We start from the raw sequence: 24,817 nt of genomic DNA, 5'->3' as shown, positions 1-24,817 counted from the left end.
GAATGAACGACATCACGAACAGCAGGAATGGTTCGATGGGAGGACTGACCCGCCGTCGGTTCGGCGCCGCCGCCGCGGCGGTGGGCGCGCTGGCCGCCTTCGGCCGGGCGCCGGCCTTCGCGCAAGCGGCGGCGCTGAAGGTGGGTGTGCTGCTGCCGCGCTCCGGCCTTCTGGCCCAGGCGGGGCAGGCCTGCCAGCGCGGCGCCGACATCGCGACCGCCGTGCTCGGCGATCTGGGCTACAAGCTGGAGATCCTGTCCGCCGACACCGAATCGAACGTGGACGTGGCGCGCTCCCGCGCGGAGAAGCTGATCAACGACGGCGCGAACGTCATCGTCGGCGCCTTCGACAGCGGCCAGACCGCCGCCGCCGCCCAGGTCTGCGAACAGCGCGGCATCCCGCTGGTGATGAACATCGCCGCCGCCGACAAGCTGACGGAGCAGGGCTACAAGACCGTCTTCCGCAACTTCCCGACCTCCACCATGCTCATCACCAATGGGCTGGCGCTGATGAAGGACCTGTTCGCGGCGACCGGCACCACGCCGAAGACGGCGGTGTTCCTGCACGCCAACGACACCTTCGGCATGGCCAACCGGCAGGCGATGGACGCCCTGTTCCCGACGCTGAACATGCCCTTCACCATCGTCGATTCGATCTCCTACGACCCGAAGGCGCAGGATCTGTCGGTCGAGGTGGCCAAGGCCAAGGGCACGGGCGCCGAACTCGCCATCGTCACCACCCGCGCCAACGACGCCATCATGATGGTGCGCGAGATGGTCAAGCAGCGGTGGGAGCCCAAGGGCATCGTCTCCCCCGGCTCGCCCGGCCTGTATGACGAACAGTTCTACAAGGTGCTGGGCAAGTACGCGGACTACGCCATGACCAACCTGCCCTGGTACGATCCCAAGGCCGAACTGACCCAGCGCGTGGCCGCCGCCTTCAAGAAGCAGTATCCGAACGACCGGTTCGAAGGCTACGCCTTCAACGTCGCCTTCACGCTGGAGGCCATCCTGGTCGCCGCCGACGCCTTCAAGCGCGCCGGCACGGCGGAGCCCGCAGCCCTGCTGACCGCGCTGCGCCAGACCAACCTGAAGGACAAGATGATGGTCGGCCCGGCGATCACCTTCGACGAGAAGGGCCAGAACGCCAACCTCATCTCCGCCTGCATCCAGAACCGCGACCTGCGCCCGACGGTGGTCCTGCCCAAGGGCTCGGCCGAGATGGACCCGGTGTTCCCGGCGCCGGGCTGGGGCAAGCGGTAATCGTCTTCAGCCAGTTGGTCTTGCGGGGAAAAAGCCACTGATCGTCATTTCCGCGCAGGCGGGAATCCAGGGCAATTCGACGAGGCTTCGAGTAGCCCTGGATCCCCGCTATCGCGGGGATGACGAAAGGATGTGCGATGACGGAATCTTACGCCGTCTGCGCCTCCAGTCCGTAGGCCAGCAGGCGTTCCGCCGACGTGTGGCGGTCGCCGACGGCGGCGAAGCGGGCACGGGCTTCGGCGGCCTGCTTCTCGCGGAATGCCGCGTCGGTGGCGAGCGTCGCGGCGCGGTCCAGGAAGGCCGCGTCGTCCGCCGTGGTGAAGGCCGGACCCGACACGTTCGCCACATCGCCGGCGGCGGGGGTGACGACCGGCAGCCCCTCGGCCAGCGCGAAGGCTGCGCTGCCGCCGCCGCCTTGGCGGCGCGGGTTCAGGTAGGCGGTGGCGAGGCGGTAGAGCGCCCGCACGTCGTCCACATGGCCCAGCGACTGGACCCGGTCCGCGTTGCGCAGGGCCGCGAGGCGGGCTGGCAGGGATTCGACGGCGCCGGCGAAGACCACCCGCGCCTCGGGCAGGCGGTCGAGCAGCGAATCGACCAGCGCCAGGAACTCGGGACCCGCCTCCTGGTCCAGGCGGTTGCCCACCGCCACGAACAGCGGTCCGCCCTCCGGAATGCCGAAATCGGTGCGGCTGCGCTCCACGCCGCCCGGCGGCAGGGTCCAGCCGAAGGAGAAGGGGCGGAACCGTCCGGCCATGTCGGCGGGCCAGCCGGCGGCGCTGTCCGTCTCGCCATAGCCCAGGATCAGCCGGGCCTGCGTCAGCGGAAGGCCGGAGGAGGTCGGCAGCGACACTACCGGGCGCGACCCGGCGAACAGGTCGGCGACCACGTTCGACCCGCCGAAGGACACGATGACGTCGGGATCGAAGGCGTCCACGTAATCGACGATGGCGTGCACCTTCTCCTCGTCGAAGCGCTTCTGCGGGAAGGAGGCCATGCGGACCCGCGCGCCGAAGGCGGCGATGGTCTGTTCGCCCTCATACTCGTCGGTCACGTTGTAGGCGTATTCCGGCACGAAACCGTTCTCGCCGGTGACCGCCATGGCGTTGGGATTGACGATGACGACCTCGCGCCCGAAGTCGTCCTGCAACCGCCGGGCATAGTCGAAGGCGTCCACGGTCGGCTGGTGCCCTTCGCCCAGCATCTGGTTGGTGATGAAGGCGATCCGCTTCACCTCGGCGCGGGGCAGGGCGCGCTTCATGCGCTGGCGCAGGTTGAAGCGCTGCGTCGTCTCGCTGATCATCATCCGGTAGAAGCGCAGCAGGTCGCCGGCGGAGAAGCCGCCCACGTCCCCGAAGCGCACCGCCCCGTGGAAGATCTGCATCGCCATGCCCCAGAAGGCATAGTGGATCGAGGGCACGGTGAACTGCAGCGGTTCGGCCAGAACGGCGCGGGTCAGCGCCTCGTAATGCTTCAGGTCGCCGGACAGCAGGAACAGCAGCGACCGGCGCCGCATCACGTCGCCCATGGCGTAGTTGGCGTCGACCTCATCCGCCGCCGCGCGGCGGGTCTCGTCGTCGTAGCGGCGGATCAGGTTGGCGAGCGCGCTGACGTTGCCCCAGCCCTCGCCCTGGTTGGTCAGCAGCGTCAGCGCCCGCGCGAAGCTGAGCCCCGCGTCGCGGGTGCGCCCGGTGGCGTGCAGCGCGTGGCCCAGGTTGGCGTGCAGCAGGGGGGAGGTCGGGTCATTGCCGACCGCCTGTCCGATCAGATCCGCAGCCTCCGCCGGCCGGCCGGCTTGCAGCGCGATGACGCCGAGCAGATGCAGCGCGTCAGGGTGACGGGGCGAGGACGCCAGCACTTCCCGGTAAAGGCGTTCGGCCTCCGCCGTGCGGCCGGCGCGGTGATGCTCGGTCGCGACGGCCAGCGTCTGTTCGATGGTGTCCATATCTGGGCGTTCCTGCTGCTTGGTCCCTGACGGCATGTTTACGCGGATTTAGGAGAGAAGCGCTGAACTTTTCCCATGCAGCGCATCGCGACATTGTTGTGGCATTGGGCCTCCGCGGCAACCCTGGCGGTTGCGATCGTGGTTTTTTCTTCCATCCCGGCGTCCGCGCAAGAGCTTGAGGAGGCCCCCCTCGCGGCGAAACACCGCATCGTCATCAGCCTGAAGGAGCGGCGCCTGTACCTGATGGACGAGGGGCGCGAGGCGCGGTCCTTCCCCGTCGCCATCGGCCGGCCGGGTGTGGCGATTCCCCTGGGCGACACGACGGTGGTGCGCAAGCGGCACAATCCCACCTGGCACCCGACGGCCAGCCAGCGCCGCGCCAAGCCGTCGCTGCCCCTGTCGGTGCCGCCGGGGCCGCACAACCCGCTCGGCAAGCACGCGCTCGACCTCGGCTGGACCGCCATCGCCATCCACGGCACCAACGAACCGGGCTCGATCGGCCGGCGCGTCAGCAGTGGCTGCTTCCGCATGCTGCCCGCCGACGTGGAGGCGCTGTTCGCGATCGTCGAGGTTGGAACGCCCGTCCGAGTCGTGGACGGGGCGGTGGGTGGGCCGGTGGTCGTGCCGGCGGTCCAGAAAGCCGCGCCGGCGGCCCCCAACGCCGTGAAGCCCGCGCCCATCCCGGTGGTGGCCTCCGTCCCGGCGCCGCCACCGGAGCCGAAGGCCGCGCCGGCTCCCGCGCCGGTCGCGTCGGTCGCGGTGATTCCGGACCCGCGTTGCGCCGGAGCCAGCGCGCCCGTGCGTCGGATGATCTGCACGCTGCCGGACTTGGCCGCGCTCGACGGTCGGGCGCGCGGCCTGCAGGAACGCTTTTTGAGCGGCCTGCCCCCGGAGAGCCGCGACGCCGCTTCCTACGCGCTGATCCAGGACGAGCGCCGCTTCGACGAGCGGATCAACGCGCTGTGCTGGATCCGCAAGGGCACGGAGGACGACCCGGCCGTCGCCGCCTCCGCCCGCGCCTGCCTGGGCGCGGCCCTGTCGGGACGTCTTGAGGACGTGGCGCGGAGGATCGCGGAGCTGGGCGGCGGGACGCGGGTGGCGGAGAAGCGTTGAGCGACACCAGCACGGCTTTGTCATCGCACTTGCCTCGAATACGAAGGACTGCTACCCCGCTGGGGCTTTGCCACCGGGGCGATCCCGCATGTCGTTTGATTATTACCTGAACATCGCCGCATCCGGGCTGCTGACCGGGCTCGTCTACGGGCTCGCGGCGCTGGGGCTGTCGGTCATTTTCGGCGTGGTGCGCGTGGTCAATTTCGCGCATGGCGAGATGATGGTCGCCGGCATGTACGGTGCGGTGCTGCTGTCCGGCCTGCTCGGGCTCGACCCGGTCCTGGCCGCGCCCATCGTGGCGGCGGTGCTGTTCGCCTTCGGCTGGCTGTTGCAGCGCGGGCTGGTCAACCGCTTCGTGGAGCGGCCGGAGCACATGCAGTTCATCCTGCTGCTGGGCATCGCAACGATCATCCTGAACGCCATGCTGATGCTGTTCGGGCCGGATTCCCGCAACGTCCCGGTGCCCTACGGCTTCGACACGGTGGAGGTCGGGCCGCTGCTGCTGGACGCGGTCCGCTTGCGCGCCGGGGCGGGGGCCATCGTGGTGGCCGCCGCGCTGTTCGCCTTCTTCCGCTTCAGCCGGACGGGCAAGGCCATCCGCGCCTGCGCCGACAACCCGCTGGGCGCGCGTGTGGTCGGGCTGAACATCGACGGGCTCTACGCCCTGACCTTCGGCATCGGGGCGGGCGTGGTCGGCATCGCCGGGGCGCTGATGACGCTGCTGGTCGACGCCCGCCCGCAGCTGGCGCCGGAATACACGCTGTTGAGCTTCATCATCGTCATCGTCGGCGGCCTGGGCAGCCTGCCGGGCGCGCTGCTGGGCGGCGTGCTGATCGGCCTGTCGGAGGCGATGGCCGGCATCCTGCTGGCGCCGTCGCTGAAATCCCTGTTCAGCTATGTGGTGCTGATCGCGGTGCTGCTGCTGCGCCCGCAGGGCCTGTTGGGGAGGCGCTCGTGACGCCGCGCGGGATGGTGCTGCTCGCCCTGTCGGGCGTGTTGCTGCTGGTCGCACCGCTGTTCGCCGACCGCTATGTGGTGTCGGTGCTGACGACGGTGCTGTGGTTCGCCTATGTCGGGCAGGCCTGGAACGTGATGATGGGCTTCTCCGGCCTGCTGTCGCTTGGCCACGCGCTCTATGTCGGGCTCGGCGCCTACGCCAGCGCGGCGCTGTTCGTGCATTTCGGCATCGGCCCGTGGGCCGGGCTGTGGGTGGCGATGCTGGCGGCGATGGCGGCCGGATGCTTCATCGGCTTTCTCAGCTTCCGCTTCGGCGTGCGCGGCGTGCATTTCGCGCTGCTGACCATCGCCTTCGCCGAGGTGGCGCGCATCGGCTTCGACCATCTGCAATGGTTCGGCGGGTCGGGCGGCTTCTTCATCCCGGTGGCCGGCGACATGGGCAACGATCTGGCGAACCTGCGCGGCTCGCCGACGCTGTTCTACTACGTGATCCTGGCGCTGGTGCTGGGGGCGCTGGCCCTGTCGCGGGTGCTGCTGCACAGCCGGCTCGGCTACCAGTGGCTGGCGATCCGCGAGGAGCCGGAAGCGGCGGAGGCCGTGGGCGTTGACCTGTTCCGCGCGCGCATCGCGGCGGTGGCGGTGTCGTCGGCCCTGACGGCGCTGGGCGGCGTGTTCCAGGCCTTCTACTTCAACAACCTGTTCCCGGAGCAGGTCTTCTCCATGGGCCGTTCCATCGAGATCATCCTGCCGGCCATCGTCGGCGGCATCGGCACGCTGATCGGGCCGATCCTGGGCGCCTTCATCCTGACCCCGCTGGGCGAGGGGCTGACCTATCTGATCGAGGTCTCGGGTCTGGGGCTGCCGGGGCTGAAGCAGCTGTTCTACGGTGTCGCGCTGGTGATCATCGTGGTGTTCCGGCCGGACGGCGTGTGGCCATGGCTGGCGCGCCGCCTGAAGCTCACCCGCCAGCCGGGGGAGGAGGCGTGAGATGACGAACCTCCTGACCGTCGAGGGCCTGTCCAAGCGATTCCGCGGGCTGAAGGCCGTGTCGGACGTCAGCTTCGCCGTGCCGGAGGGCCGGATCGTCGCGCTGATCGGGCCGAACGGGGCCGGCAAGACGACGACCTTCAACCTGATCGCCGGCGTCTTCCCGCCCGACGAGGGGCGCGTGCATCTGCGCGGGCAGCCGATCACCGGCCTGAAGCCGAACCGCGTCTGCGCCGCTGGCATCGGCCGCACCTTCCAGATCGTGAAGCCCTTCGGCCAGCTCTCGGTGGAGGAGAATGTGGTGGTCGGCGCGCTGGCCCGCGAACGCTCGGTCGAGGCGGCGCGGCGCCATGCGCGGGTGGTGCTGGAGCGGCTGGGCCTCGCCGACCAGGCGGCCCGCCCGGCGCGCAGCCTGACCCTGCCCGACCGCAAGCGGCTGGAGGTCGCCCGCGCGCTCGCCACCCGGCCGACGCTGCTGCTGCTGGACGAGGTGCTGGCCGGCCTGCGCCCGACCGAGGTGGACCGCATGGTCGAGGTCCTGCGCGACCTGAACCGGCGCGAAGGGCTGACGATCCTGATGATCGAGCACGTCATGCGCGCCGTCATGGCCCTGTCCGACGGGGTGGTGGTGCTGGACCACGGCGAAAAGATCGCCGATGGTACTCCCGCAGACGTTGTGGCCGACCCCCGCGTGATCGAATCCTACCTGGGGGCGGAGGAGCTTTAATCCCCGCACGTCCCAGCGCAACACTCCGTTAACGTTTGCAGCCGCATCATTGCGTTTCTAAACAATCGTGACGACCAACCAATCAACGGTAGGTCGCATAAGGGCTCACAAGAGCCTCACGGGGAGGAACGCATGAAGGCACTGGGCAATCTGCGGATCGGCCGCCGGCTGACCATCGGATTCGCGGCGGTGATCGCCGTGTTGGTGGTGACCGTCGGCATCGGGCTGGTCATGACCACCAACGGGAAGACCATCAGCCGCATGGTCGCGGAGGTGCGCATGCCGACGGCGCTGGCCGGGCAGGGCATCGTCGCCGCGGTGACGGCCACGAACGGCGCCATGCAGGGTTACCTGCTGACCAACCGGGAAGATCTGAAGCAGGAACGCACCCTCGCATGGGAACGCATCGACGCCCTGCGCGCGGAGATGGACGGCCTGTCCGTCAACTGGACCGACCCGGAGGTCAAGAAGGCCTGGGCGGCGGTGAAGCCCCTGCTGGACGACCTGCGCCGCGACCAGGACATGGCGGAATCGCTCGGCACCATCGGCGACCAGATGGGGGCGCTGAACTCCCTGAACGACGACGCGATCCCGCGCGCCAATCAGGTGATGCGGCTTCTGGTGGGCGACACGCACGCCGGCGCGCTGGGGACCACCGGCATGATCCCGCGCCAGCGCGCCCTGCTGCAGTCCGACACGGAGGGCATGATCGAAGCGGCGAACCGGCTGGTCGCCGTGCAGGGCGGGCTGCTGACGCTGGGGTTGCTGATCGCGGTGGCGGCGGTGGTGCTGACGTCGCGCTCCATCGTCCGGCCGCTGACCGCCATGACCGAGGCCATGCGCCGGCTGGCCGAAGGTGACGACGCCACGCCGGTGCCGGCCACGGGGCGCGGCGACGAGCTCGGGCTGATGGCCAAGGCGGTGCTGGTCTTCAAGGACGGCATGATCGCCGCCCGCCAGGCGGCGGAGCGCGAGCGCGCCGAGCAGGAGGCCCGCGCCCGCCGCGCCCGCGCCATCGAGGATCTGACCGGCCGATTCGACCGCGAGGCGGGCGCGGCGCTGGGCTCCGTCTCCTCCGCCGCCGTGCAGATGAAGGCGACGGCCAGCCAGCTCGCCGCGACGGCGGAGCAGACCTCCCGCCAGTCGGTCACCGTCGCTACGGCGTCGGAGCAGGCCAGCGCCAACGTCCAGACCGTCGCCACCGCGACCGAGGAACTGGCCGCCTCCGTGCAGGAAATCGGCCGTCAGGTCGCCAGCAGCACGGACATCGCGGGCGAGGCGGTGGAAAAGGCCGAACTGGCCGACCACGCCATGCGCAGCCTCGCCAACGCCTCGGCGGAGATCGTGGCGGTGATCGACCTCATCACCCAGGTCGCCGCCCAGACCCGCCTGCTGGCGCTGAACGCCACCATCGAGGCGGCGCGGGCCGGTGAAATGGGCAAGGGCTTCGCCGTCGTCGCGGCGGAGGTCAAGGCGCTGGCCGACCAGACCACCCGCGCCACCGACGAGATCGCCGCGAAGATCGTCTCCGTCCGCAACGAGACGGACGGGGCCGTGGCCTGCATCGGCGACGTGATGGGCACCATTCGCCGCATCAACGAGGTGGCCGGCGCGATCGCCGCGGCGGTGGAGCAGCAGCAGGCGGCCACGCAGGAGATCGCCCGCAACATCCAGCAGGCCGCGTCCGGCACGCAGCAGGTGTCGAACAACATCGCCGACGTGAACCGCGCCGCCAGCGAGACGGGCTCCGCCGCCCACGAGGTGCTGGGCGCGGCCGGCACCCTGTCCGATCAGGCCGACAGCCTGCGCAGCAAGGTGGAGGTGTTCCTGTCGGCGGTGAAGGCGGCGTAGGGCCGTTTTGCCCCCTCCCTAACCCTCCCCCTCTTCGAGGGAGAGGGGACTGCCGCCGCTTCGCCAAAGCCCCCTCTCCCGCGTGAGCGGGGGAGGGATGGGGAGGGGGCCGGCGCGCTTTGTCAGCTCACCACGCGCCAGCTTCCGTCCGCCTGACGGCAGGCGGTGCCGACGCCCTGCTGAAGCTGGCCGCCGATGGAGATGGTGGTTTGGTACTCGCGGCACAGCTCGCCGGAGGGGCCGGTGCCGTCGCGGGTCGGGGTGTAGGTGCCCCAGTTGCCCGACTGCGGGTTGTTCCAGCGGATCGTGGAACCGGTCGGGGCCGCGTAGGCCTGCCCGACCGCCTGCTGGGCGTAGGCTTGGTCCGCGCGGTCGAGCGACTTGCCGGCGGCGTTGCCGAGGGCAGCGCCCAGCAGCGTGCCGACGCCCACCGCGACCAGCTTGCCGGAGCCGCCGCCGAAGCGGGACCCGGCAAGGCCGCCGACCACGCCGCCCAGAATGGTGCCGGCGGTCTGCTTGTTGCCGTCGAACATCCCATCACCGCCGTACCCGCCGCCGGCATAGGCGCCCCCGGAGCCATAGGGGCTGGCACAGCCGGCCAGCAGGCCTAGGGATAAAACAACCGCGACGAAGGGCTTGGCTTTCATGGCTGGTCTCTCCGACAAAACGCACGTCTGATAGATACAGGCTGTGCGCCCGCGCTCAAGGTTGGGCTTTGTTCGAATGAACATGGCTGCTCAGCAAACTATTCCATCCGCGTGGCGGGCGGGCGCCGATATCCATATGATGGAAAAAATGGCCGCGGGACAAGCGGCCGGCAAAAACGATGTGGGAGGAGACGATGCTGCCGAAAGCGGACAGCTACGAGGCTCTGCGCGACCGTTTCGTGTGGGCGGTGCCGGAGCGTTACAACATCGGCGTGGACGTGTGTGACAGGTGGGCGGAGGCCGACCCGGACCGGCCCGCCCTGATCCACAAGCGCCGCGACGGTTCGGTTGAGACCTTCACGTTCGCCGACGTCCGTCGCCTGTCGAACCGGCTCGCCAACGCGCTGGCCGAGCGCGGGGTCGGGCGCGGCGACCGGGTGGGCATCCTGCTGCCCCAGGCGCCGGAAACGGCGGTGAGCCATGTCGCCGTCTACAAGATGGGCGGCATCGCCGTGCCGCTCTTCTCCCTGTTCGGGGTGGAGGCGCTGGAATACCGGCTCGGCAACTGCGGGGCCAAGGCCGTCGTCACGGACGCGGCGGGAGCGGCGAAGATCGCCCAGATCCGCGACCGCCTGCCGGAGTTGAAACTCGTCCTGCGGATCGACGGAGCGGGCGAGGGCGAACTCGACTGGCACGCGCTGGTCGATGCCGCCTCGGAGGACTTCACGCCCGTCGACACGGCGGCCGACGACCCGGCGGTGATCATCTACACCTCCGGCACCACGGGCCAGCCGAAGGGGGCGCTGCACGCGCACCGCGTGCTGCTGGGCCACCTGCCGGGGGTGGAGATCTCGCACGACCTGTTCCCGCAGCCGGGCGACCGCATCTGGACGCCGGCCGACTGGGCCTGGATCGGCGGGCTGCTCGACGTGCTGCTGCCGGCCTGGCACCACGGGGTGACGGTGGTCTCCCACCGCTTCGAGAAGTTCGACGCGGAGGAAGCCTTCCGCCTGCTCGCCGACTTCCAGGTGCGCAACGCCTTCCTGCCGCCGACCGCGCTGAAGATGATGCGCGCGGTGAAGGACCCGCAGACGCGCTGGAACTACAGCATGCGCTCGGTCGCCAGCGGCGGCGAGACGCTGGGGGCGGAGCTGCTGGACTGGGGCCGCCAGACCTTCGGCGTGACCATCAACGAGTTCTACGGCCAGACCGAGTGCAACATGATCGTGTCGTCCTGCGCCACGGTCATGCCCCCGAAGCCCGGCATCATGGGCCGTCCGGTCCCCGGCCACGACGTGGCGGTGATCGACGAATCCGGCAACCGGCTGCCGCCCGGCCAGCTCGGCCTGATCGGCGTCCACCGGCCGGACCCGGTGATGTTCCTGCAATACTGGAACAACCCGCAGGCCACCGCCGGCAAGTTTATCGGGGATTGGCTGGTCACCGGCGACCAGGGGATGCTGGACGAGGACGGCTACATCCGCTTCGTCGGGCGGGACGACGACGTGATCACGTCGGCCGGCTACCGCATCGGACCCGGCGAGATCGAGGATTGCCTGATCGGCCATCCCGCCGTCCGCATGGCCGCCGTGGTCGGCGTGCCCGACCCGCTGCGCACGGAGATCGTTAAGGCCTTCATCGTGCTCCAGGACGGCTACCGGCCGGACGAGGCGCTGGCCGCCGACATCAAGGAGCATGTGAAGACCCGGCTCGCCGCCCACGAATACCCGCGCGCCGTGGAGTTCGTGGACAGCCTTCCCATGACCACCACCGGCAAGATCATCCGCCGCGAGCTGCGCGCGCGGGGATAAGAAATACACGCGAACGACAAAAAGACGACATGCTGACGACCTCCCTTCTCCTCCTCGCCGCCGCCTTTTTCGCCGGGGCGATGAACGCCGTCGCCGGCGGCGGCAGTTTCCTGACGCTGCCGGCGCTGATCTACGCGGGCGTGCCGCCCGTCGCGGCGAACGCCACCGGCACGGTGGCCCTGCTGCCGGGCTACGCCAGCGGTGTGTTCGGCTATCGCAACGACCTGGAGCCGGTGGGCGGGGTCGGGCTCGTCGCCTTGTCCGTGGTCAGCCTCGCGGGCGGGCTGGTCGGGGCGGCGCTGCTGCTGATGACGCCGGACGCGGTGTTCCGGGGCATCGTGCCGTGGCTGCTGCTGGCGGCCACCGCCCTGTTCGCCTTCGGCGGGGCCATCTCCGCAAAGCTGCGGTCGGTCGGGCTGCACGGGACGGGGGCGCTGCTGGCGACGCTGTTCGCGGTGTCGGTCTACGGCGGCTATTTCAACGGGGGCTTGGGCATCCTGCTGCTGGCGCAGTTCAGCCTGTTCGGGATGACCAACCTGAACGCGATGAACGGGCTGAAGAATCTGTTCTCCGCCGTGCTGACCGCCATCGCCGTGGTGGCCTACGCGGTCGGCGGCGCGGTGGAGTGGCCCTACGCCGCCCTGATGACCATCGCGGCGATGACCGGCGGCTATGCCGGGGCGCGGGTGGGGCGGAAGATCCCGGCCCCCATCCTGCGCACGGGCATCATCGCCGTGGGCCTGATCATGAGCACCCTGTTCTTCCTGAAGTAAACGCTCTTCCTGAAGTAAAAGCCGTTCGGTTCCGGCGGCGCCTGCGCTAGAGTGGCGGCCCTTTCCGCTTGGTCATCCCGGCCCCCATGCTGCCCGCCCCTATGCTGACTGTAACCGACCTCGACCTCTACTACGGCGACGCGCAGGCGCTCGACGGCGTGACCATCGACGTGGCGGAGGGCACGACCACCGCCATCGTCGGCGCCAACGGGGCGGGCAAGACCTCGCTGATCCGCACCATCTCCGGCATCCTGAAGCCGGCGCGCGGCAGCATCACCTTCAAGGGCAAGCCCATCGCCGGCCTGCCCAGCCACGTCGTCTGCGACCTGGGCGTCGGGCAGGTGGCGGAGGGCCGGCAGATCTTCCCGACCCTGAGCATCCGGGAAAACCTGGAGATGGGTGCCGTCATCCCCCGCGCCCGCGCCGGGGCCAAGCAGACCTTCGAGCGCGTCCTGACCCTCTTCCCGCGCCTGAAGGAACGGCTGGAACAGGCGGCCGGCACCCTGTCGGGCGGCGAGCAGCAGATGCTCGCCATCGGCCGCTGCCTGATGGGCAAGCCCGAACTGATCATGTTCGACGAGCCCTCGCTGGGCCTTTCCCCCGCCATGGTGCAGGAGCTGTTCCGCACCATCCGCAACCTCGCGGCGGAGGGCATGACGATCATCCTGGTCGAGCAGAACGTCGCCGCCTCGCTGAAGATCGCCCAGCGCGCCTATGTGCTGGAGAACGGCCGCGTCGTTCTGTCCGGCACGGGGGAGCAACTGCTGGCCGATCCGGCGGTGAAGCAGGCCTATCTGGGGCTGTGAATCCGGGGCTGTGGCCTACCGCAGCAGGTCGTGGTGCTCGCGGTGGCGGTGGATCCAGTTTGCCGCGTAGCCGCAGATCGGCACCACGGTCAGCTTCTCGGCGCGGGCGATCCGCATGACGCCTTCCATCAGCCGGCCGGCGGCGCCGGTGCCGCGCAGCGAGGGCGGGGCCTCCACATAGGGAATGTAGAGGGTCGAGCCGTTCCGCCGGTAGTTGGCGAACACGGTCTGCCCGTTCACGTCCAATTCGAAGCGGCCCTTGGCCGGGTTGTCTTTGACGGGTGTGCTCATACCACCGTCAACAAATGAAGCGCGGTGTTGGTTCATGGATTTGGTCGGTCCGAGCCCGGCGCGCGCGGCGCGCTCCAGCCGCGCAGCACGCTGACGACGCGCAGCAGGAAGCAGGCGACGGCCCCGACGATGGCGACCGGCACGCGGGGCAGTTCCAGCTGCGCACCGGCAATGACGATGGCGGCGCCGAGCAGGGCGGCCAGCGCGTAGACCTCCTCGCGCAGCACGCGCGGCACCTCCGCCACCAGCACATCGCGCACCACGCCGCCGCCGCAGGCGGTCAGCACGCCCAGCAGCACCGCCGGCACAGGGGACAGCCCGTAGGCCAGCGCCTTGCCGCAGCCCGCCACCGCGAACAGCCCCAAGCCCGCCGCGTCCAGCACCATCACCGGCTTCACCAGCCGGTTGATCTGCGGATGGAAGAAGAAGGCAAACAGCCCGGAGGAGAGTGCGGCGATCAGGTAGCGGTCGTCCCGCAGCGTCGCCGGGGGAACCGCGCCGATCAGAAGGTCGCGCAGGATGCCGCCGGCCAGCGCCGTCACCAGCGCCAGCACCAGCACCCCAAAGATGTCCAGCCGGTGCCGTACGGCCAGGGTTCCTCCGGTCAGGCCGAAGACGAAGGTGCCGGTCAAATCCATGGCGAGCAGGGCGGGCGAAACGTCGGGCATGGGCGTCGGTCGTTGAGAGGAACGGTGAGCCCCATGCTATCCGGTTGTTGTGCGGGATGGAACACAGAAGCCTTGGCGGCGCCAATTGTTGTTGCGCGCCTCTGGCCTCACATTGTCATCCGAGACGAGGGCCATCACCCTTCACGGGGCGGCCCTTCACGAGACAGGAGGAACGGGCATGATCACGGTTCGCCATCGCGACGAGCGCGGCGCGGTCAACATGGGCTGGCTGAACAGCAAGCACAGCTTCTCGTTCGGGCACTATCACGACCCGGCGCACATGGGTTTCCGCGCGCTGCGCGTCATCAACGACGACCGGGTGATCCCCGGCGCCGGCTTCCCCACGCATGGCCACGCCAACATGGAAATCGTGTCCTACGTGCTGGACGGCGCGCTGGAGCACAAGGACACGCTGGGCACCAGCTCCGTCATCCGGCCGGGCGAGGTCCAGCGCATGAGCGCCGGGACCGGCATCCGCCACAGCGAGTACAACGCCTCCAAGGCGGAGCCCGTGCACTTCCTCCAGATCTGGATCCTGCCGGAGCGGGAAGGCATCGCTCCCGGCTATGAGCAGACGGCCTTCCCGACCGAGGAGAAGCAGGGCCGCCTGCGCCTCGTCGGGTCGCGCGACGGGCGCCAGGGCAGCGTGACCATCCACCAGGACGTGGACCTCTACGCCACGCTGCTGGGCGATGGCGACACGGTGACCCACGAACTCCGCCCCGGCCGCCACGCCTGGGTGCAGGTCGCTCGCGGCCAGGCGCGCCTGAACGGCGTGGTCCTGAAGGAAGGCGACGGCGCCGCGGTCAGCAACGAGACCACGCTGACGCTCGACAGCGGCATCGGGGCGGAGGTGCTGGTCTTCGATCTGGCGTAGCCGCTGTTGGGTTTCGCTTCTCGCTCAACCCAACCTACAAAGTTCCATCGTAGGTTGGGTTGAGGCTCTGCTGAAACCCAACATTCCTCACGCCTCCGCCGCCAGCCGGATCCCCATCCGCTTCGCTTCCAACATAAAAGCGCGGGTCATCTGCACGAGGTCCGTGCGCCAGTAGAGCTGCTCCAGCGGGTTGTCGAGGAAGTCCTCCGGCAGCATGGCGTAGCAGTAGGTCTCCACCGTCCGGCGGTCGGCCTTCCAGGGGTCGGTGCCGTCGCGCCAGCCGATCATCCAGCCGGCGTGGCCGGCGCCGATGGCCCAGCGTTCGAAATGCGGGGCGATGGTGTTGCTGCCGATGGGGTCGGACACCGGCACCTGATAGATCGCCACGAAGCGCCGCACGTTCAGCTGCAAGCGCATCAGAAGCGATTCGTCGAAGGCGTCCACGCGGTAGATGCAGTCGGACGCCCCCTCCACATGGCTGAAATTCACGGTCGCCCGCCGCGCCCGCTCCAGCGTCAGGGCGGACGGGCTGTCGGCGAGCGGCGGGGATTCGTAATCCACGGCGCGCAGGGCCTCCACCATGTCCCCGGTCAGGAAATGGCGGACGCGCTGCTGCGCTTCGTCGATGGTCAGGCGGGTCATCGCTGGGGCTTTCCTGGTCTCCGTGCCCCCGGACAACAGCGCGGCTGGCGGTTTGTTCAGGCTGTGCAAAATCCCCTTGACCTTCCCATCGCTGGAAGGCGGAGGCTGGTCCCATCCAGTCCCGAAGGAGGATCACAGCCATGGTTGCGTTCAAGGTTCCCGGCATGACCTGCGGCGGCTGCGCCGCGTCGGTGCGCAAGGCGCTTGGCGCCGTTGCCGGTGTCGAGGATGTGCAGATCGATCTTGCGACGAAGGATGTCCGCGTGACCGGCGCCCCCGACGCGGCGGCCCTGCGCGACGCGCTCGACAAGGCGGGCTTCGAGGCTGAAGGGCTTCAGGCCGCGTGACGCATCTCGCGGTCCATCCCCTTGACCTTCCAAACATTGGAAGCCTTATAGGGGATGGCCGCCGTACCGATTCCAGGGAGGACATCATGTCCACCGCCCCCGCCCGCACCGCCTCCGCCCGCACCGCCTCCGCCCGCACCGCCCCCGCCCGCACCGATGACACTCGAACCGAATTCTCGCCCGATGCCGCCCTCGACATCGGCGTGTCAGGAATGACCTGCGCGTCCTGCGTGGGCCGGGTGGAGAAGGCGCTGTCGCGCGTGCCGGGCGTCACCGGCGTGTCCGTCAACCTCGCCACGGAGCGCGCGCACGTCACCTTCGCCGACAAGCCTCCCACCAAGGACGAGGCGAAAGCGGTGGCCGAGGCCATCGAGGCCGCCGGCTATGAGCCGCGGAAACAGGAATTCGACCTGACGGTGGGCGGGATGACTTGCGCGTCCTGCGTCGCGCGCGTCGAAAAGGCGCTGCTGCGCGTGCCGGGGGTGGAGAGCGCCGCCGTCAACCTCGCCACCGAACGCGCGCACGTCACGGCCTATGCCGGGTCGGTGGACGCCGCAAGGCTGGCCGAAGCCATCGAGATGACCGGCTTCACCGCAGCCCCGGTGGTGGAAGACGGTGCCCCGGCGGAGGAACAGCAGGCCCAGGACCGCAGCCGGCGGGAGCTTCACCATGTTCTGATCGCCGCCGCCCTGTCGGCGCCGCTGGTGCTGGGCATGCTGGGCGACTTGGTCGGGCTGCACCTGATGCTGCCGCCCTGGGTGCAGCTGGCGCTGGCGACGCCGGTGCAGTTCTGGCTCGGCTGGCGATTCTACCGCGCCGGCTGGAAGGCGGTGCGGGCGGGATCCGGCAACATGGACCTGCTGGTGGCGCTCGGCACCTCGGCAGCCTGGGGGCTCAGCGTCTATCTGATGCTGACGGCGCATCCGGGCCACACGCCGCACCTGTATTTCGAGGCGTCGGCGGTGCTGATCACCTTCGTGCTGCTGGGCAAATGGCTGGAGGCGCGCGCCAAGGGCCAGACGGCGGCGGCCATCCGCGCGCTGATGTCGCTGCGCCCCGACACCGCCCGCCTCCGCCGGAATGGTGCCGAGGTCGAGGTCCCCATCGCGCAGGTGCGCGTCGGCGACGTCGTGGTGGTCCGCCCCGGAGAACGCATCCCGGTGGACGGCCGCGTGGTGGAGGGCGCCGGCAGCGTGGACGAATCCATGCTGACGGGCGAGAGCCTGCCGGTGGAGAAGGCCCCGGACTCCCGCGTCACCGGCGGTTCCATCAACGTGGACGGGCTGCTGGTGGTGGAGACGGTCGCGGTCGGGTCGGAGACGATGCTCGCCAAGATCGTCCGCATGGTGGAGGGCGCGCAGGCGTCCAAGGCGCCGATCCAGCGGCTGGTGGACAGGGTCAGCGCCGTCTTCGTGCCGGTGGTGCTGGTGATCGCCGCAGTCACATTCGCGGCTTGGTGGGCGACGACCGGCGACGCGGAACTGGCCATCATCACGGCGGTGTCGGTGCTGGTGATCGCCTGCCCCTGCGCGCTGGGGCTCGCCACGCCGACCTCCATCATGGTCGGCACGGGTGCCGCCGCCCGGCACGGCATCCTCATTAAAGACGCGGAGGCGCTGGAGCACGCCCACGCCCTGACCGCCGTCGCCTTCGACAAGACCGGCACGCTGACGGAAGGCAAGCCGCGCGTCACCGATCTGGTGCCGGGGGAGGGCGTGACCGAGCCCGACCTGCTGCGCCTCGCCGCCGCCCTTCAGGCCGGAAGCGAGCACCCGCTGGCCCACGCCGTCCGTGCCCGCGCGGCGGAAAGGGGGATCGCGGTGGACTCGCCCCGCGACTTCAAGGCGCTGGCCGGGCGCGGCGTGACAGGCACGGTGGACGGGCGCGCGGTGATGCTGGGCAGCAAGCGGCTGATGGCGGAAAGCGGGCTCGCCGATGGAATGCTGGAAGCCCGCGCGGGCGCGTCGGAAGCCTCCGGCCACACCGTGTCCTGGCTGGCCGAGACGGCGCCGCAGCGGCGCGTGCTGGGGCTCGTAGCCTTCGGCGACACGGTGAAGGACAGCGCCCGCACGGCCATCCGCACCCTGAAGGCGCAGGGGGTGGAGACGGTCATGGTCACCGGCGACAGCAAGGGCGCGGCCCAGGCCGTCGCCCGCGAGCTGGGCATCGACCGCGTCTTCGCGGAGGTGCTGCCCGGCGACAAGGCCGACGTGGTCGCGACGCTGAAGGCGGAGGGCAAGCGGGTCGGCATGGTCGGCGACGGCATCAACGACGCCCCCGCGCTGGCCGCGGCCGACGTCGGCATCGCCATGGCGACCGGCACGGACGTGGCGATGCACACGGCCGGGGTGACGCTGATGCGCGGCGACCCGGCGCTGGTGGCCGGCTCCATCGACGTGTCGCGGCGGACCTACGCCAAGATCCGCCAGGGGCTGTTCTGGGCCTTCTTCTACAACGTGGTGGGCATTCCTCTGGCGGCGCTGGGCTACTTGAGCCCCGTGCTGGCCGGGGCCGCCATGGCGCTGAGTTCGGTCAGCGTGGTCGCCAACGCCCTCACCCTGCGGAGCTGGAAGCCGTGAATATTGGAGAGGCCGCCAAGGCGTCGGGCGTAAACGCCAAGCTGATCCGCTACTACGAGTCCATCGGCCTGATCCCGGAGGCGGGGCGCACCGCCGCCGGCTACCGCGTCTACACGGCCAGCGACGTGAACGTCCTGCGCTTCATCAAGCGGGCGCGCACGCTGGGCTTCAGCATCGATCGCATCCAGACGCTGGTCGGGCTGTGGCAGGACCGCGGCCGCTCCAGCGCCGAGGTGAAGCGGATCGCGCTCGACCATGTGGCGGAGCTGGAGGCCAAGATCGCCGAACTGCGCGCCATGAGCGACACGCTGAAGGATCTGGCCCACGCCTGCCACGGCGACGACCGCCCGGACTGCCCGATCCTGCGCGATCTGGCTCACGAGAATCCCATAGACGGGGATCGCAGAGACGGGGACCGCCTGGACGGCGACCGGACGCATGGGGACTGTTGCCGCTCCACCCCGTACGTGTAGGGCATTTCGGCAACACGTACGGCCGGCGACCGGCGTACGCTACGGTATGTTACTTCCAACCCGTCCGTGAAGCGCGGCACCTCGTGACCATGGCATTTCCGCAACGCGGAAATGGGGCGGGAATGGGAACGGCGGGGCTTGGAACGGTCGATGGGGATGGTCAACGACAACGCAAGCGCAACCTTGCGGATGCGGCGGGCGGCGCCATCCGCCGGCGCGGTCAACGACGCGATCGCGGACGCCACGGATGCCCTGATCCGCCGCCAGAACGCCGACGGACATTGGGTGTTCGAGTTGGAGGCGGACGCCACCATTCCAGCCGAATATCTCCTGCTTCAGCACATCCTGGACGAGATCGACCCGGTTCTGGAGGCGGAACTCGCCGCCTTCATCCGCGCCGGGCAGGGTGCCGACGGCGGCTGGCCGCTGTTCCAGGGCGGCGCCATGGACGTCAGTTGCAGCGTGAAGGCCTATTTCGCGCTGAAGGCGGCGGGGGATTCGCCGGACGCCCCGCACATGCGCCGCGCGCGAGAGGCGATCCTGGCGCGCGGCGGGGCGGCCCGCTGCAACGTCTTCACCCGCATCCTGCTGGCGCAGTTCGGCGAGGTGCCCTGGCGGGCCGTGCCGGCCATGCCGGTGGAGATCATGAACCTGCCGGAATGGTCGCCGTTTCACATCTCGCGGATTTCCTACTGGTCGCGGACGGTGGTGGTGCCGCTGCTGGTGGTGATGGCCCACCGGCTCCACGCCCGCAACCCGCGCGGCGTCCACATCCCGGAGCTGTTCGTGGAGCCGCCGGGGCAGGTCCGCAACTGGCACAGCAACTTCAACCGGGGCGCCTGGGCCACCCTGTTCCGCGCGCTGGACGCCGCCCTGCACAAGGTTCAGCCGCGCCTGCCGGCCACCCGGCGCCAGCAGGCCATCGACCGCGCCGTGCGCTTCGTGACGGAGCGGCTGAACGGGGAGGACGGCTTGGGCGCCATCTTCCCGGCCATGGCGAACGCCGTGTTGATGTACGACGCGCTGGGCTACGCGCCGGACTACCCGTCGGCAGCCACGGCGCGGCGGGCGCTGAAGGGCCTCCTGGTGCGGCAGCCGGGGCGGACCTACTGCCAGCCCTGCCTGTCGCCGGTCTGGGACACGGCGATCATCTGCAACGCCCTGCTGGAGACCGGCAATCCCACGGCGCGGGCCGCGGCGCGGCGCGGGGCCGACTGGCTGGTGGACCGGCAGATCCTCGACGTCGTGGGCGACTGGGCATGGCGGCGGCCGGGCCTGCCGCCGGGCGGCTGGGCCTTCCAGTACAACAACCCTCATTACCCGGACACTGACGACACGGCCATGGTGGTCATGGCGCTGCAACGCCAGGACGCCGAGCGCTACGCGGAGCCCATCCGCCGCGCCCGCGACTGGATCGTCGGCATGCAGAGCCGCAACGGCGGCTGGGGAGCCTTCGACGCGGAGAACCAGCACGACTTCCTGAACCACATCCCCTTCGCGGACCACGGCGCGCTGCTCGACCCGCCGACCTCCGACGTGACGGCGCGCTGCGTCATGATGCTGGCCCGGCTGGGCGAGGGGCGCGACACCATGCCGACCCGGCGCGGCCTCGCCTTCCTGGAGCGGGAGCAGGAACGCGACGGCGCCTGGTTCGGGCGCTGGGGCACCAACTACATCTATGGCACATGGTCGGTGCTGGAGGCGCTGAACGCCGCCGGGATCCCGTGCTCCGCTCCGGGCATCCAGCGCGCGGCGCACTGGCTGCTGGCGCGGCAACGGGAGGACGGCGGCTGGGGGGAGGATGGGGCTTCCGACTGGCCCGGCGGTCCGCGCGGGGAGGGGCCGGTGTCCACGGCCTCCCAGACGGCCTGGGCGCTGCTGGGCCTGATGGCGGCGGGGCAGGGCAACCACCCGGCGGTGGCGCACGGCGTGGAATGGCTGCTGGCAACCCGCAACGCCGAGGGCCTGTGGACCGAGGAGCCCTTCACGGCGGTCGGCTTCCCGCGCGTCTTCTACCTGAAATACCACGGCTACGCCGCGAGCTTCCCCCTGTGGGCGCTCGCGCGTTTCCGGGCGTTGAGGGGGTGAATTGTCCCTATCCCGCCCCGGGAGAGGGAAGGGGCTCACGAAGTGGGAAGGGTGAGGGTCGTCCGAGAATCGTTCGCTGATTCTTGTCGGCACCCTCACCCGGCCACTGCGCGGCCACCCTCTCCCGGGGCGGGAGAGGGATGTCTGGCGGCAACCGGAGGCATGCCTGACTGCATCGATCCTCACCGGAATGACTGCCGAAGCGCGGATCGCCCGTCGCACTGGGCTCACCGTGGCCTGCGCCGGTGCCGATCCTACCGGTGCGGCGGAAGCGCTGCTGGATGCGGGCGCGTCGGGCGTCATCAGCTTCGGCATTGCGGGCGGGCTGGCACCGGAGATCCGGCCCGGTACGCTGGTCATCGCCACGGGAGTCGTCGGCGACGGTACGGCCTATATGGCAAGCAGCGCGTGGCGGGAGCGGCTGCTCCAGGTCATTCCGACCGCAAGAGCCGGGGTGATCGCCAGTGTGGCCCGCCCCGTCGTCACGGTCGCCGAGAAAGGCGCCCTGCACGCCCGCACGGGTGCGCTCGCCGTGGATATGGAAAGCCTCGCCGTTGCACGGGTGTGCCGGGAGCGGGGAGTGCCCTTCGCCGTGCTGCGCGCCGTCGCGGACCCGGCGCACCGCGCGTTGCCGCCCGCCGCGCTGGCCGGGCTGGACGGTGGCGGGCGCATGGCGCCGGGGGCGGTGCTGTCGCAGCTCCGCGACGATCCCCGGCAGGTGGTCGGGCTCGTCCGGCTCGGCTGGGACCTTACCTGGGCGCTGGCCGCCCTACGCGCGGCTGCCCGCGCGTTTCCTCGGGGGGGCCTCGGCTTCGATCCGGCGGAGCGTGTCGGCGACGTGGCGTGAGAAGACCTCCTGCGCCGGGCGCTGGGCGTCCAGCGGGATCTCCGGCGCCATCGGCCCGTCCGTGCGGGGGCCGCGCAGACTGACGGACAGGGCCTTCAGCGGATGGCGCACCGTATCCTCCACGGCGGTCGGCTCATAGCCGCTGTGGACCATGCAGTTGGCGCATTTCTCGTAGTTGCCGGTGCCGTAGGCGTCCCAGTCGGTTTCCTCCATCAGCGCGCGGAAGGTCGGGGCGTAGCCCTCCCCCAGCAGGTAGCAGGGGCGCTGCCAGCCGAAGACGTTGCGCGTCGGGTTGCCCCAGGGCGCGCAATGGTAGGTCTGGTTGCCGGCCAGGAAGTCCAGGAACAGCGAGGACTGGGAAAAGCGCCAGTTCTTCCCCCGTCCACGCGCGAAGATGGCGCGGAACAGGTCCTTGGTCTTGCGGCGGTTCAGGAAATGCGTCTGGTCGGGGGCGCGCTCGTAGGCGTAACCGGGCGACACGGTGATGGCGTCGATGCCAGCATCCATCGCCTCGTCGAAGAAGGCGGCGACCCGGTCGGGCTCGGCCCCGTCGAACAGGGTGCAGTTGATGTTGACGCGGAAGCCGCGCGCCTTGGCCTCGCGGATCGCCGTCACGGCGCGGTCGTAGACGCCGTCCTGGCAGACCGCCCGGTCGTGCTCCTCCCGCCCGCCGTCGAGGTGGACGGACCATGTGAAGAAGGGGCTGGGGGTGAAGCGGTCCAGCCGCTTTTCCATCAGCAGCGCGTTGGTGCAGAGATAGACGAACTTCCGCCGCGCCGTGATGCCGGCGGCGATGCGGTCGATCTCCGGGTGCAGCAGCGGCTCGCCGCCGGCGATGGAGACGACCGGCGCGCCGCAGTCCTCCACCGCCTCCATGCACTCATCATAGGACAGGCGGCGGTTCAGGATGGGATCGGGGTAGTCGATCTTGCCGCAGCCGGCGCAGGCGAGGTTGCAGCGGAACAGCGGTTCCAGCATCAGCACCAGCGGGAAGCGCCGGTTGCCGCGCAGATGCTGGCGCACGACGTAGGCGCCGACCATCGCCGCCTGGATCAGGGGAACGGCCATGCGTCACGCCTCCACACGCTCGTGCGAACCGGTACCGGCAACTTCGGGCGGCAGGCGGAAATGCACGTCCTCCTCCACCCCGTCGAGGATGGAGACGGTGACGGGGTGCAACTCCCCGATCCGCGTCACCAGCCCCTGCACCAGATCGTCGGGTGCGGAGGCTCCCGCAGTGATGCCGACCACCGCCGCCCCCTCCAGCCAGGCGGGGTCGAGCCCGCCGGCGTCGTCGATCCGATGGGCGGGCGTGCCGTGGAGCTGAGCGATTTCCCACAGGCGGTTGGAGTTGGAGCTGTTGGCTGCGCCGACCACCAGCACCACGTCGGCCTTCGCGGCCAGTTCCCGCACCGCGCGCTGGCGGTTCTGGGTGGCGTAGCAGATGTCCTTGGTGTCCGGCCCCTTGATGGCGGGAAAGCGGGCCTTCAGCGCGTCGATGATGGCGCGGGTGTCGTCCACGCTCAGCGTCGTCTGGGTGACGTAGGCGATCTGGGCCGGGTCGGCGATGGACAGGCGGTCCACATCCGCGATGTCGGACACCAGATGGGCGCGCCCGCCTTCCATCCGGCCCAGCGTGCCGACGACCTCGGCATGGCCGGGGTGGCCGATCAGCACCACCTCGTGCCCCGTGCGGGCGTAGCGGATGGCCTCCAGATGCACGCGGGCGACCAGCGGGCAGGTGGCGTCGATCACGCGCAGGCCGAGCGCCCTGGCCTCCCGCTCCACCGCCGGAGAGACGCCGTGCGCGCTGAAGATGGTGACGCTGCCCGCGGGCACCTCCGCCAAGTCGTCGACGAAGCGCACGCCCTTGGCGCGCAGTCGCCCGACGACGTGGCCGTTGTGCACGATCTCGTGCCGGACGTAGATCGGCGGCCCGAACAGGGCCAGCGCCCGTTCCACAATGTCGATGGCGCGCTGCACTCCGGCGCAAAAGCCGCGAGGTTGGGCGAGGATCACCTTCATGCGCGTGTCCCTGAAGTGACGTCACACGCCAGATTGGAATGGTCCGCGCCGCCCCACAGGTAGCTTACTGTATGATACTTGCAGGTGGCTGGCGCCGCTCGGCTCCGGCGTTCATGTGTCGAGTCATGCCATAACAACGCGCGCGGTCCCGTGGCGCATGTTCGCCCACGAAAGACCGGCAAAAATCAGCGAAGCGCGCGAGCCTTGGGGGGCAAGCACCGGTCATGAAAAGCAAAACCCCGCTCCTCGACCTCGTCCACACCCCGACCGATCTGCGGACGCTGAAGCCCGGCCAACTCCGCCAACTCGCCGACGAGCTGCGCACGGAAACCATCGACGCGGTGTCGGTCACCGGCGGTCATCTCGGCGCGGGGCTGGGCGTGGTCGAACTGACCTTGGCGCTCCACTATGTGTTCAACACGCCGGACGACCGGCTGATCTGGGACGTCGGGCATCAGTGCTACCCGCACAAAATCCTGACCGGCCGCCGCGACCGCATCCGTACGCTTCGCATGGGCGGCGGATTGAGCGGCTTCACCAGACGTACGGAGAGCGCGTACGACCCCTTCGGGGCGGCGCACAGTTCCACCGCCATGTCGGCGGGGCTGGGGATGGCGGTGGCCCGCGACAAGCTGGGGCGGAAGAACCACGTCATCGCCGTGGTCGGCGACGGCGCCATGAGCGCCGGCATGGCGTACGAGGCCATGAACAACATCGGCTCCGGCCACAGCCGCATGGTCGTGATCCTGAACGACAACGACATGTCCATCGCCCCGCCGGTGGGGGCGCTCAGCGCGTACCTGTCGCGCCTGATCTCCTCCAAGCCCTTCCTGACGCTGCGCCACATCGCGGAGGATCTGGCCGACCAGCTGCCGCGCCCGTTGCGTACGGCGGCGCGGCGGGCGGAGGAGTACGCGCGCGGCATGGTGACCGGCGGTACGCTGTTCGAGGAGCTGGGCTTCTACTACATCGGGCCGATCGACGGGCACAACCTGGACCACCTGCTGCCGGTGCTGCAGAACGTGCGCGACGCCGAGGACGACAAGCCCGTCCTGATCCACGTCGTCACCAAGAAGGGCAAGGGCTACGGCCCGGCCGAGGCCT

23 protein-coding genes are annotated in these 24,817 nt (G+C 69.9%); 16 read left to right on the top strand and 7 right to left on the bottom strand.

Annotated elements, in window-relative coordinates; genetic code table 11:
- The first annotated feature begins 35 nt into the window (after nt 1–35).
- Nucleotides 36–1,262, top strand: coding sequence for an ABC transporter substrate-binding protein (locus ACSVC7_RS29230; RefSeq protein ID WP_448207052.1), 1,227 nt, complete (start codon nt 36–38; stop codon nt 1,260–1,262).
- 148 nt (nt 1,263–1,410) lie between these two features.
- Here ACSVC7_RS29230 and ACSVC7_RS29225 read toward each other — a convergent pair whose 3' ends face one another.
- Entirely contained in the window at nt 1,411–3,204 is a 1,794-nt protein-coding gene (locus ACSVC7_RS29225) for a tetratricopeptide repeat protein (protein WP_448207053.1), read from the bottom strand.
- Between the two features lie 138 nt (nt 3,205–3,342).
- On the opposite strand from ACSVC7_RS29225, the gene ACSVC7_RS29220 reads away from it, so the two are divergent.
- The 5 genes from ACSVC7_RS29220 to ACSVC7_RS29200 all read left to right on the top strand — a co-directional run bounded on the left by ACSVC7_RS29220 (nt 3,343) and on the right by ACSVC7_RS29200 (nt 8,839).
- A complete protein-coding gene (locus tag ACSVC7_RS29220; RefSeq protein WP_448207054.1) occupies nt 3,343–4,317 on the top strand; it encodes a L,D-transpeptidase family protein in 975 nt (324 codons plus the stop codon).
- 88 nt (nt 4,318–4,405) lie between these two features.
- On the top strand, nt 4,406–5,275 hold the full coding sequence (locus ACSVC7_RS29215) for a branched-chain amino acid ABC transporter permease (protein ID WP_448207055.1): 870 nt from the start codon (nt 4,406–4,408) through the stop codon (nt 5,273–5,275).
- Nucleotides 5,272–6,261 carry a branched-chain amino acid ABC transporter permease gene (locus ACSVC7_RS29210; protein WP_448207056.1) on the top strand — a complete coding sequence of 330 codons (990 nt, stop codon included), beginning with the start codon at nt 5,272–5,274 and terminating at the stop codon, nt 6,259–6,261. The genes ACSVC7_RS29215 and ACSVC7_RS29210 overlap by 4 nt, the downstream gene beginning before the upstream one ends.
- A gap of 1 nt (nt 6,262) precedes the next feature.
- Entirely contained in the window at nt 6,263–6,988 is a 726-nt protein-coding gene (locus ACSVC7_RS29205) for an ABC transporter ATP-binding protein (protein ID WP_448207057.1), read from the top strand.
- 132 nt (nt 6,989–7,120) lie between these two features.
- Nucleotides 7,121–8,839 carry a methyl-accepting chemotaxis protein gene (locus tag ACSVC7_RS29200; protein WP_448207058.1) on the top strand — a complete coding sequence of 573 codons (1,719 nt, stop codon included), beginning with the start codon at nt 7,121–7,123 and terminating at the stop codon, nt 8,837–8,839.
- Between the two features lie 122 nt (nt 8,840–8,961).
- Here the strand turns inward: ACSVC7_RS29200 and ACSVC7_RS29195 are convergent, their stop codons facing one another.
- The gene (locus tag ACSVC7_RS29195; protein WP_448207059.1) at nt 8,962–9,486 is read right to left on the bottom strand and encodes an RT0821/Lpp0805 family surface protein; all 525 of its coding nucleotides are present in this window, start codon (nt 9,484–9,486) and stop codon (nt 8,962–8,964) included.
- Nucleotides 9,487–9,680: 194 nt separating this feature from the next.
- Here ACSVC7_RS29195 and ACSVC7_RS29190 point away from each other — a divergent pair, with 194 nt between their 5' ends.
- From ACSVC7_RS29190 to ACSVC7_RS29180, 3 genes are all read left to right on the top strand, one after another.
- The gene (locus ACSVC7_RS29190) at nt 9,681–11,297 is read left to right on the top strand and encodes an acyl-CoA synthetase (protein ID WP_448207060.1); all 1,617 of its coding nucleotides are present in this window, start codon (nt 9,681–9,683) and stop codon (nt 11,295–11,297) included.
- A 29-nt stretch (nt 11,298–11,326) separates the two neighbouring features.
- A complete protein-coding gene (locus ACSVC7_RS29185) occupies nt 11,327–12,070 on the top strand; it encodes a sulfite exporter TauE/SafE family protein (protein ID WP_448207061.1) in 744 nt (247 codons plus the stop codon).
- A 101-nt stretch (nt 12,071–12,171) separates the two neighbouring features.
- Nucleotides 12,172–12,876 (top strand): ABC transporter ATP-binding protein, encoded by a 705-nt coding sequence (locus ACSVC7_RS29180; RefSeq protein WP_448207106.1) that lies wholly within the window; start codon nt 12,172–12,174, stop codon nt 12,874–12,876.
- Nucleotides 12,877–12,891: 15 nt separating this feature from the next.
- Here ACSVC7_RS29180 and ACSVC7_RS29175 read toward each other — a convergent pair whose 3' ends face one another.
- Nucleotides 12,892–13,167 (bottom strand): GNAT family N-acetyltransferase, encoded by a 276-nt coding sequence (locus tag ACSVC7_RS29175; RefSeq protein WP_448207062.1) that lies wholly within the window; start codon nt 13,165–13,167, stop codon nt 12,892–12,894.
- A 32-nt stretch (nt 13,168–13,199) separates the two neighbouring features.
- On the bottom strand, nt 13,200–13,835 hold the full coding sequence (locus ACSVC7_RS29170; protein WP_448207063.1) for a trimeric intracellular cation channel family protein: 636 nt from the start codon (nt 13,833–13,835) through the stop codon (nt 13,200–13,202).
- Between the two features lie 178 nt (nt 13,836–14,013).
- On the opposite strand from ACSVC7_RS29170, the gene ACSVC7_RS29165 reads away from it, so the two are divergent.
- Nucleotides 14,014–14,712, top strand: a complete 699-nt coding sequence (locus tag ACSVC7_RS29165; RefSeq protein WP_448207064.1) for a pirin family protein — start codon at nt 14,014–14,016, stop codon at nt 14,710–14,712.
- An 87-nt stretch (nt 14,713–14,799) separates the two neighbouring features.
- Here ACSVC7_RS29165 and ACSVC7_RS29160 read toward each other — a convergent pair whose 3' ends face one another.
- Entirely contained in the window at nt 14,800–15,354 is a 555-nt protein-coding gene (locus ACSVC7_RS29160) for a hypothetical protein (RefSeq protein WP_448207065.1), read from the bottom strand.
- 140 nt (nt 15,355–15,494) lie between these two features.
- Here ACSVC7_RS29160 and ACSVC7_RS29155 point away from each other — a divergent pair, with 140 nt between their 5' ends.
- The 5 genes from ACSVC7_RS29155 (at nt 15,495) to ACSVC7_RS29135 (ending at nt 21,688) form a co-directional block, all read left to right on the top strand.
- Entirely contained in the window at nt 15,495–15,701 is a 207-nt protein-coding gene (locus ACSVC7_RS29155) for a heavy-metal-associated domain-containing protein (RefSeq protein WP_448207066.1), read from the top strand.
- Between the two features lie 86 nt (nt 15,702–15,787).
- Complete coding sequence (locus ACSVC7_RS29150) at nt 15,788–18,280, top strand: heavy metal translocating P-type ATPase (protein WP_448207067.1); 2,493 nt, start codon at nt 15,788–15,790, stop codon at nt 18,278–18,280.
- Nucleotides 18,277–18,753, top strand: coding sequence for a Cu(I)-responsive transcriptional regulator (cueR, locus tag ACSVC7_RS29145; protein WP_448207068.1), 477 nt, complete (start codon nt 18,277–18,279; stop codon nt 18,751–18,753). The genes ACSVC7_RS29150 and cueR overlap by 4 nt, the downstream gene beginning before the upstream one ends.
- A 138-nt stretch (nt 18,754–18,891) precedes the next feature.
- Entirely contained in the window at nt 18,892–20,841 is a 1,950-nt protein-coding gene (shc, locus tag ACSVC7_RS29140; protein ID WP_448207069.1) for a squalene--hopene cyclase, read from the top strand.
- A gap of 190 nt (nt 20,842–21,031) precedes the next feature.
- Entirely contained in the window at nt 21,032–21,688 is a 657-nt protein-coding gene (locus tag ACSVC7_RS29135) for a phosphorylase family protein (RefSeq protein ID WP_448207070.1), read from the top strand.
- Here the strand turns inward: ACSVC7_RS29135 and hpnH are convergent.
- Both hpnH and ispH read right to left on the bottom strand, forming a co-directional pair.
- Entirely contained in the window at nt 21,611–22,756 is a 1,146-nt protein-coding gene (gene hpnH, locus ACSVC7_RS29130; RefSeq protein ID WP_448207071.1) for an adenosyl-hopene transferase HpnH, read from the bottom strand. The two genes, ACSVC7_RS29135 and hpnH, sit on opposite strands and share 78 nt — an antisense overlap.
- Nucleotides 22,757–22,759: 3 nt before the next feature.
- Nucleotides 22,760–23,713, bottom strand: coding sequence for a 4-hydroxy-3-methylbut-2-enyl diphosphate reductase (ispH, locus tag ACSVC7_RS29125; RefSeq protein WP_448207072.1), 954 nt, complete (start codon nt 23,711–23,713; stop codon nt 22,760–22,762).
- Nucleotides 23,714–23,937: 224 nt separating this feature from the next.
- On the opposite strand from ispH, the gene ACSVC7_RS29120 reads away from it, so the two are divergent.
- Nucleotides 23,938–24,817 (top strand): 1-deoxy-D-xylulose-5-phosphate synthase N-terminal domain-containing protein (locus ACSVC7_RS29120; RefSeq protein ID WP_483508987.1); only part of this gene is annotated, 880 nt, incomplete at its 3' end.

This window comes from Azospirillum mesophilum (assembly GCF_053470405.2).
Note: the sequence above shows the minus strand (reverse complement) of the source record. Positions and strands in the feature narration are given on the sequence as shown.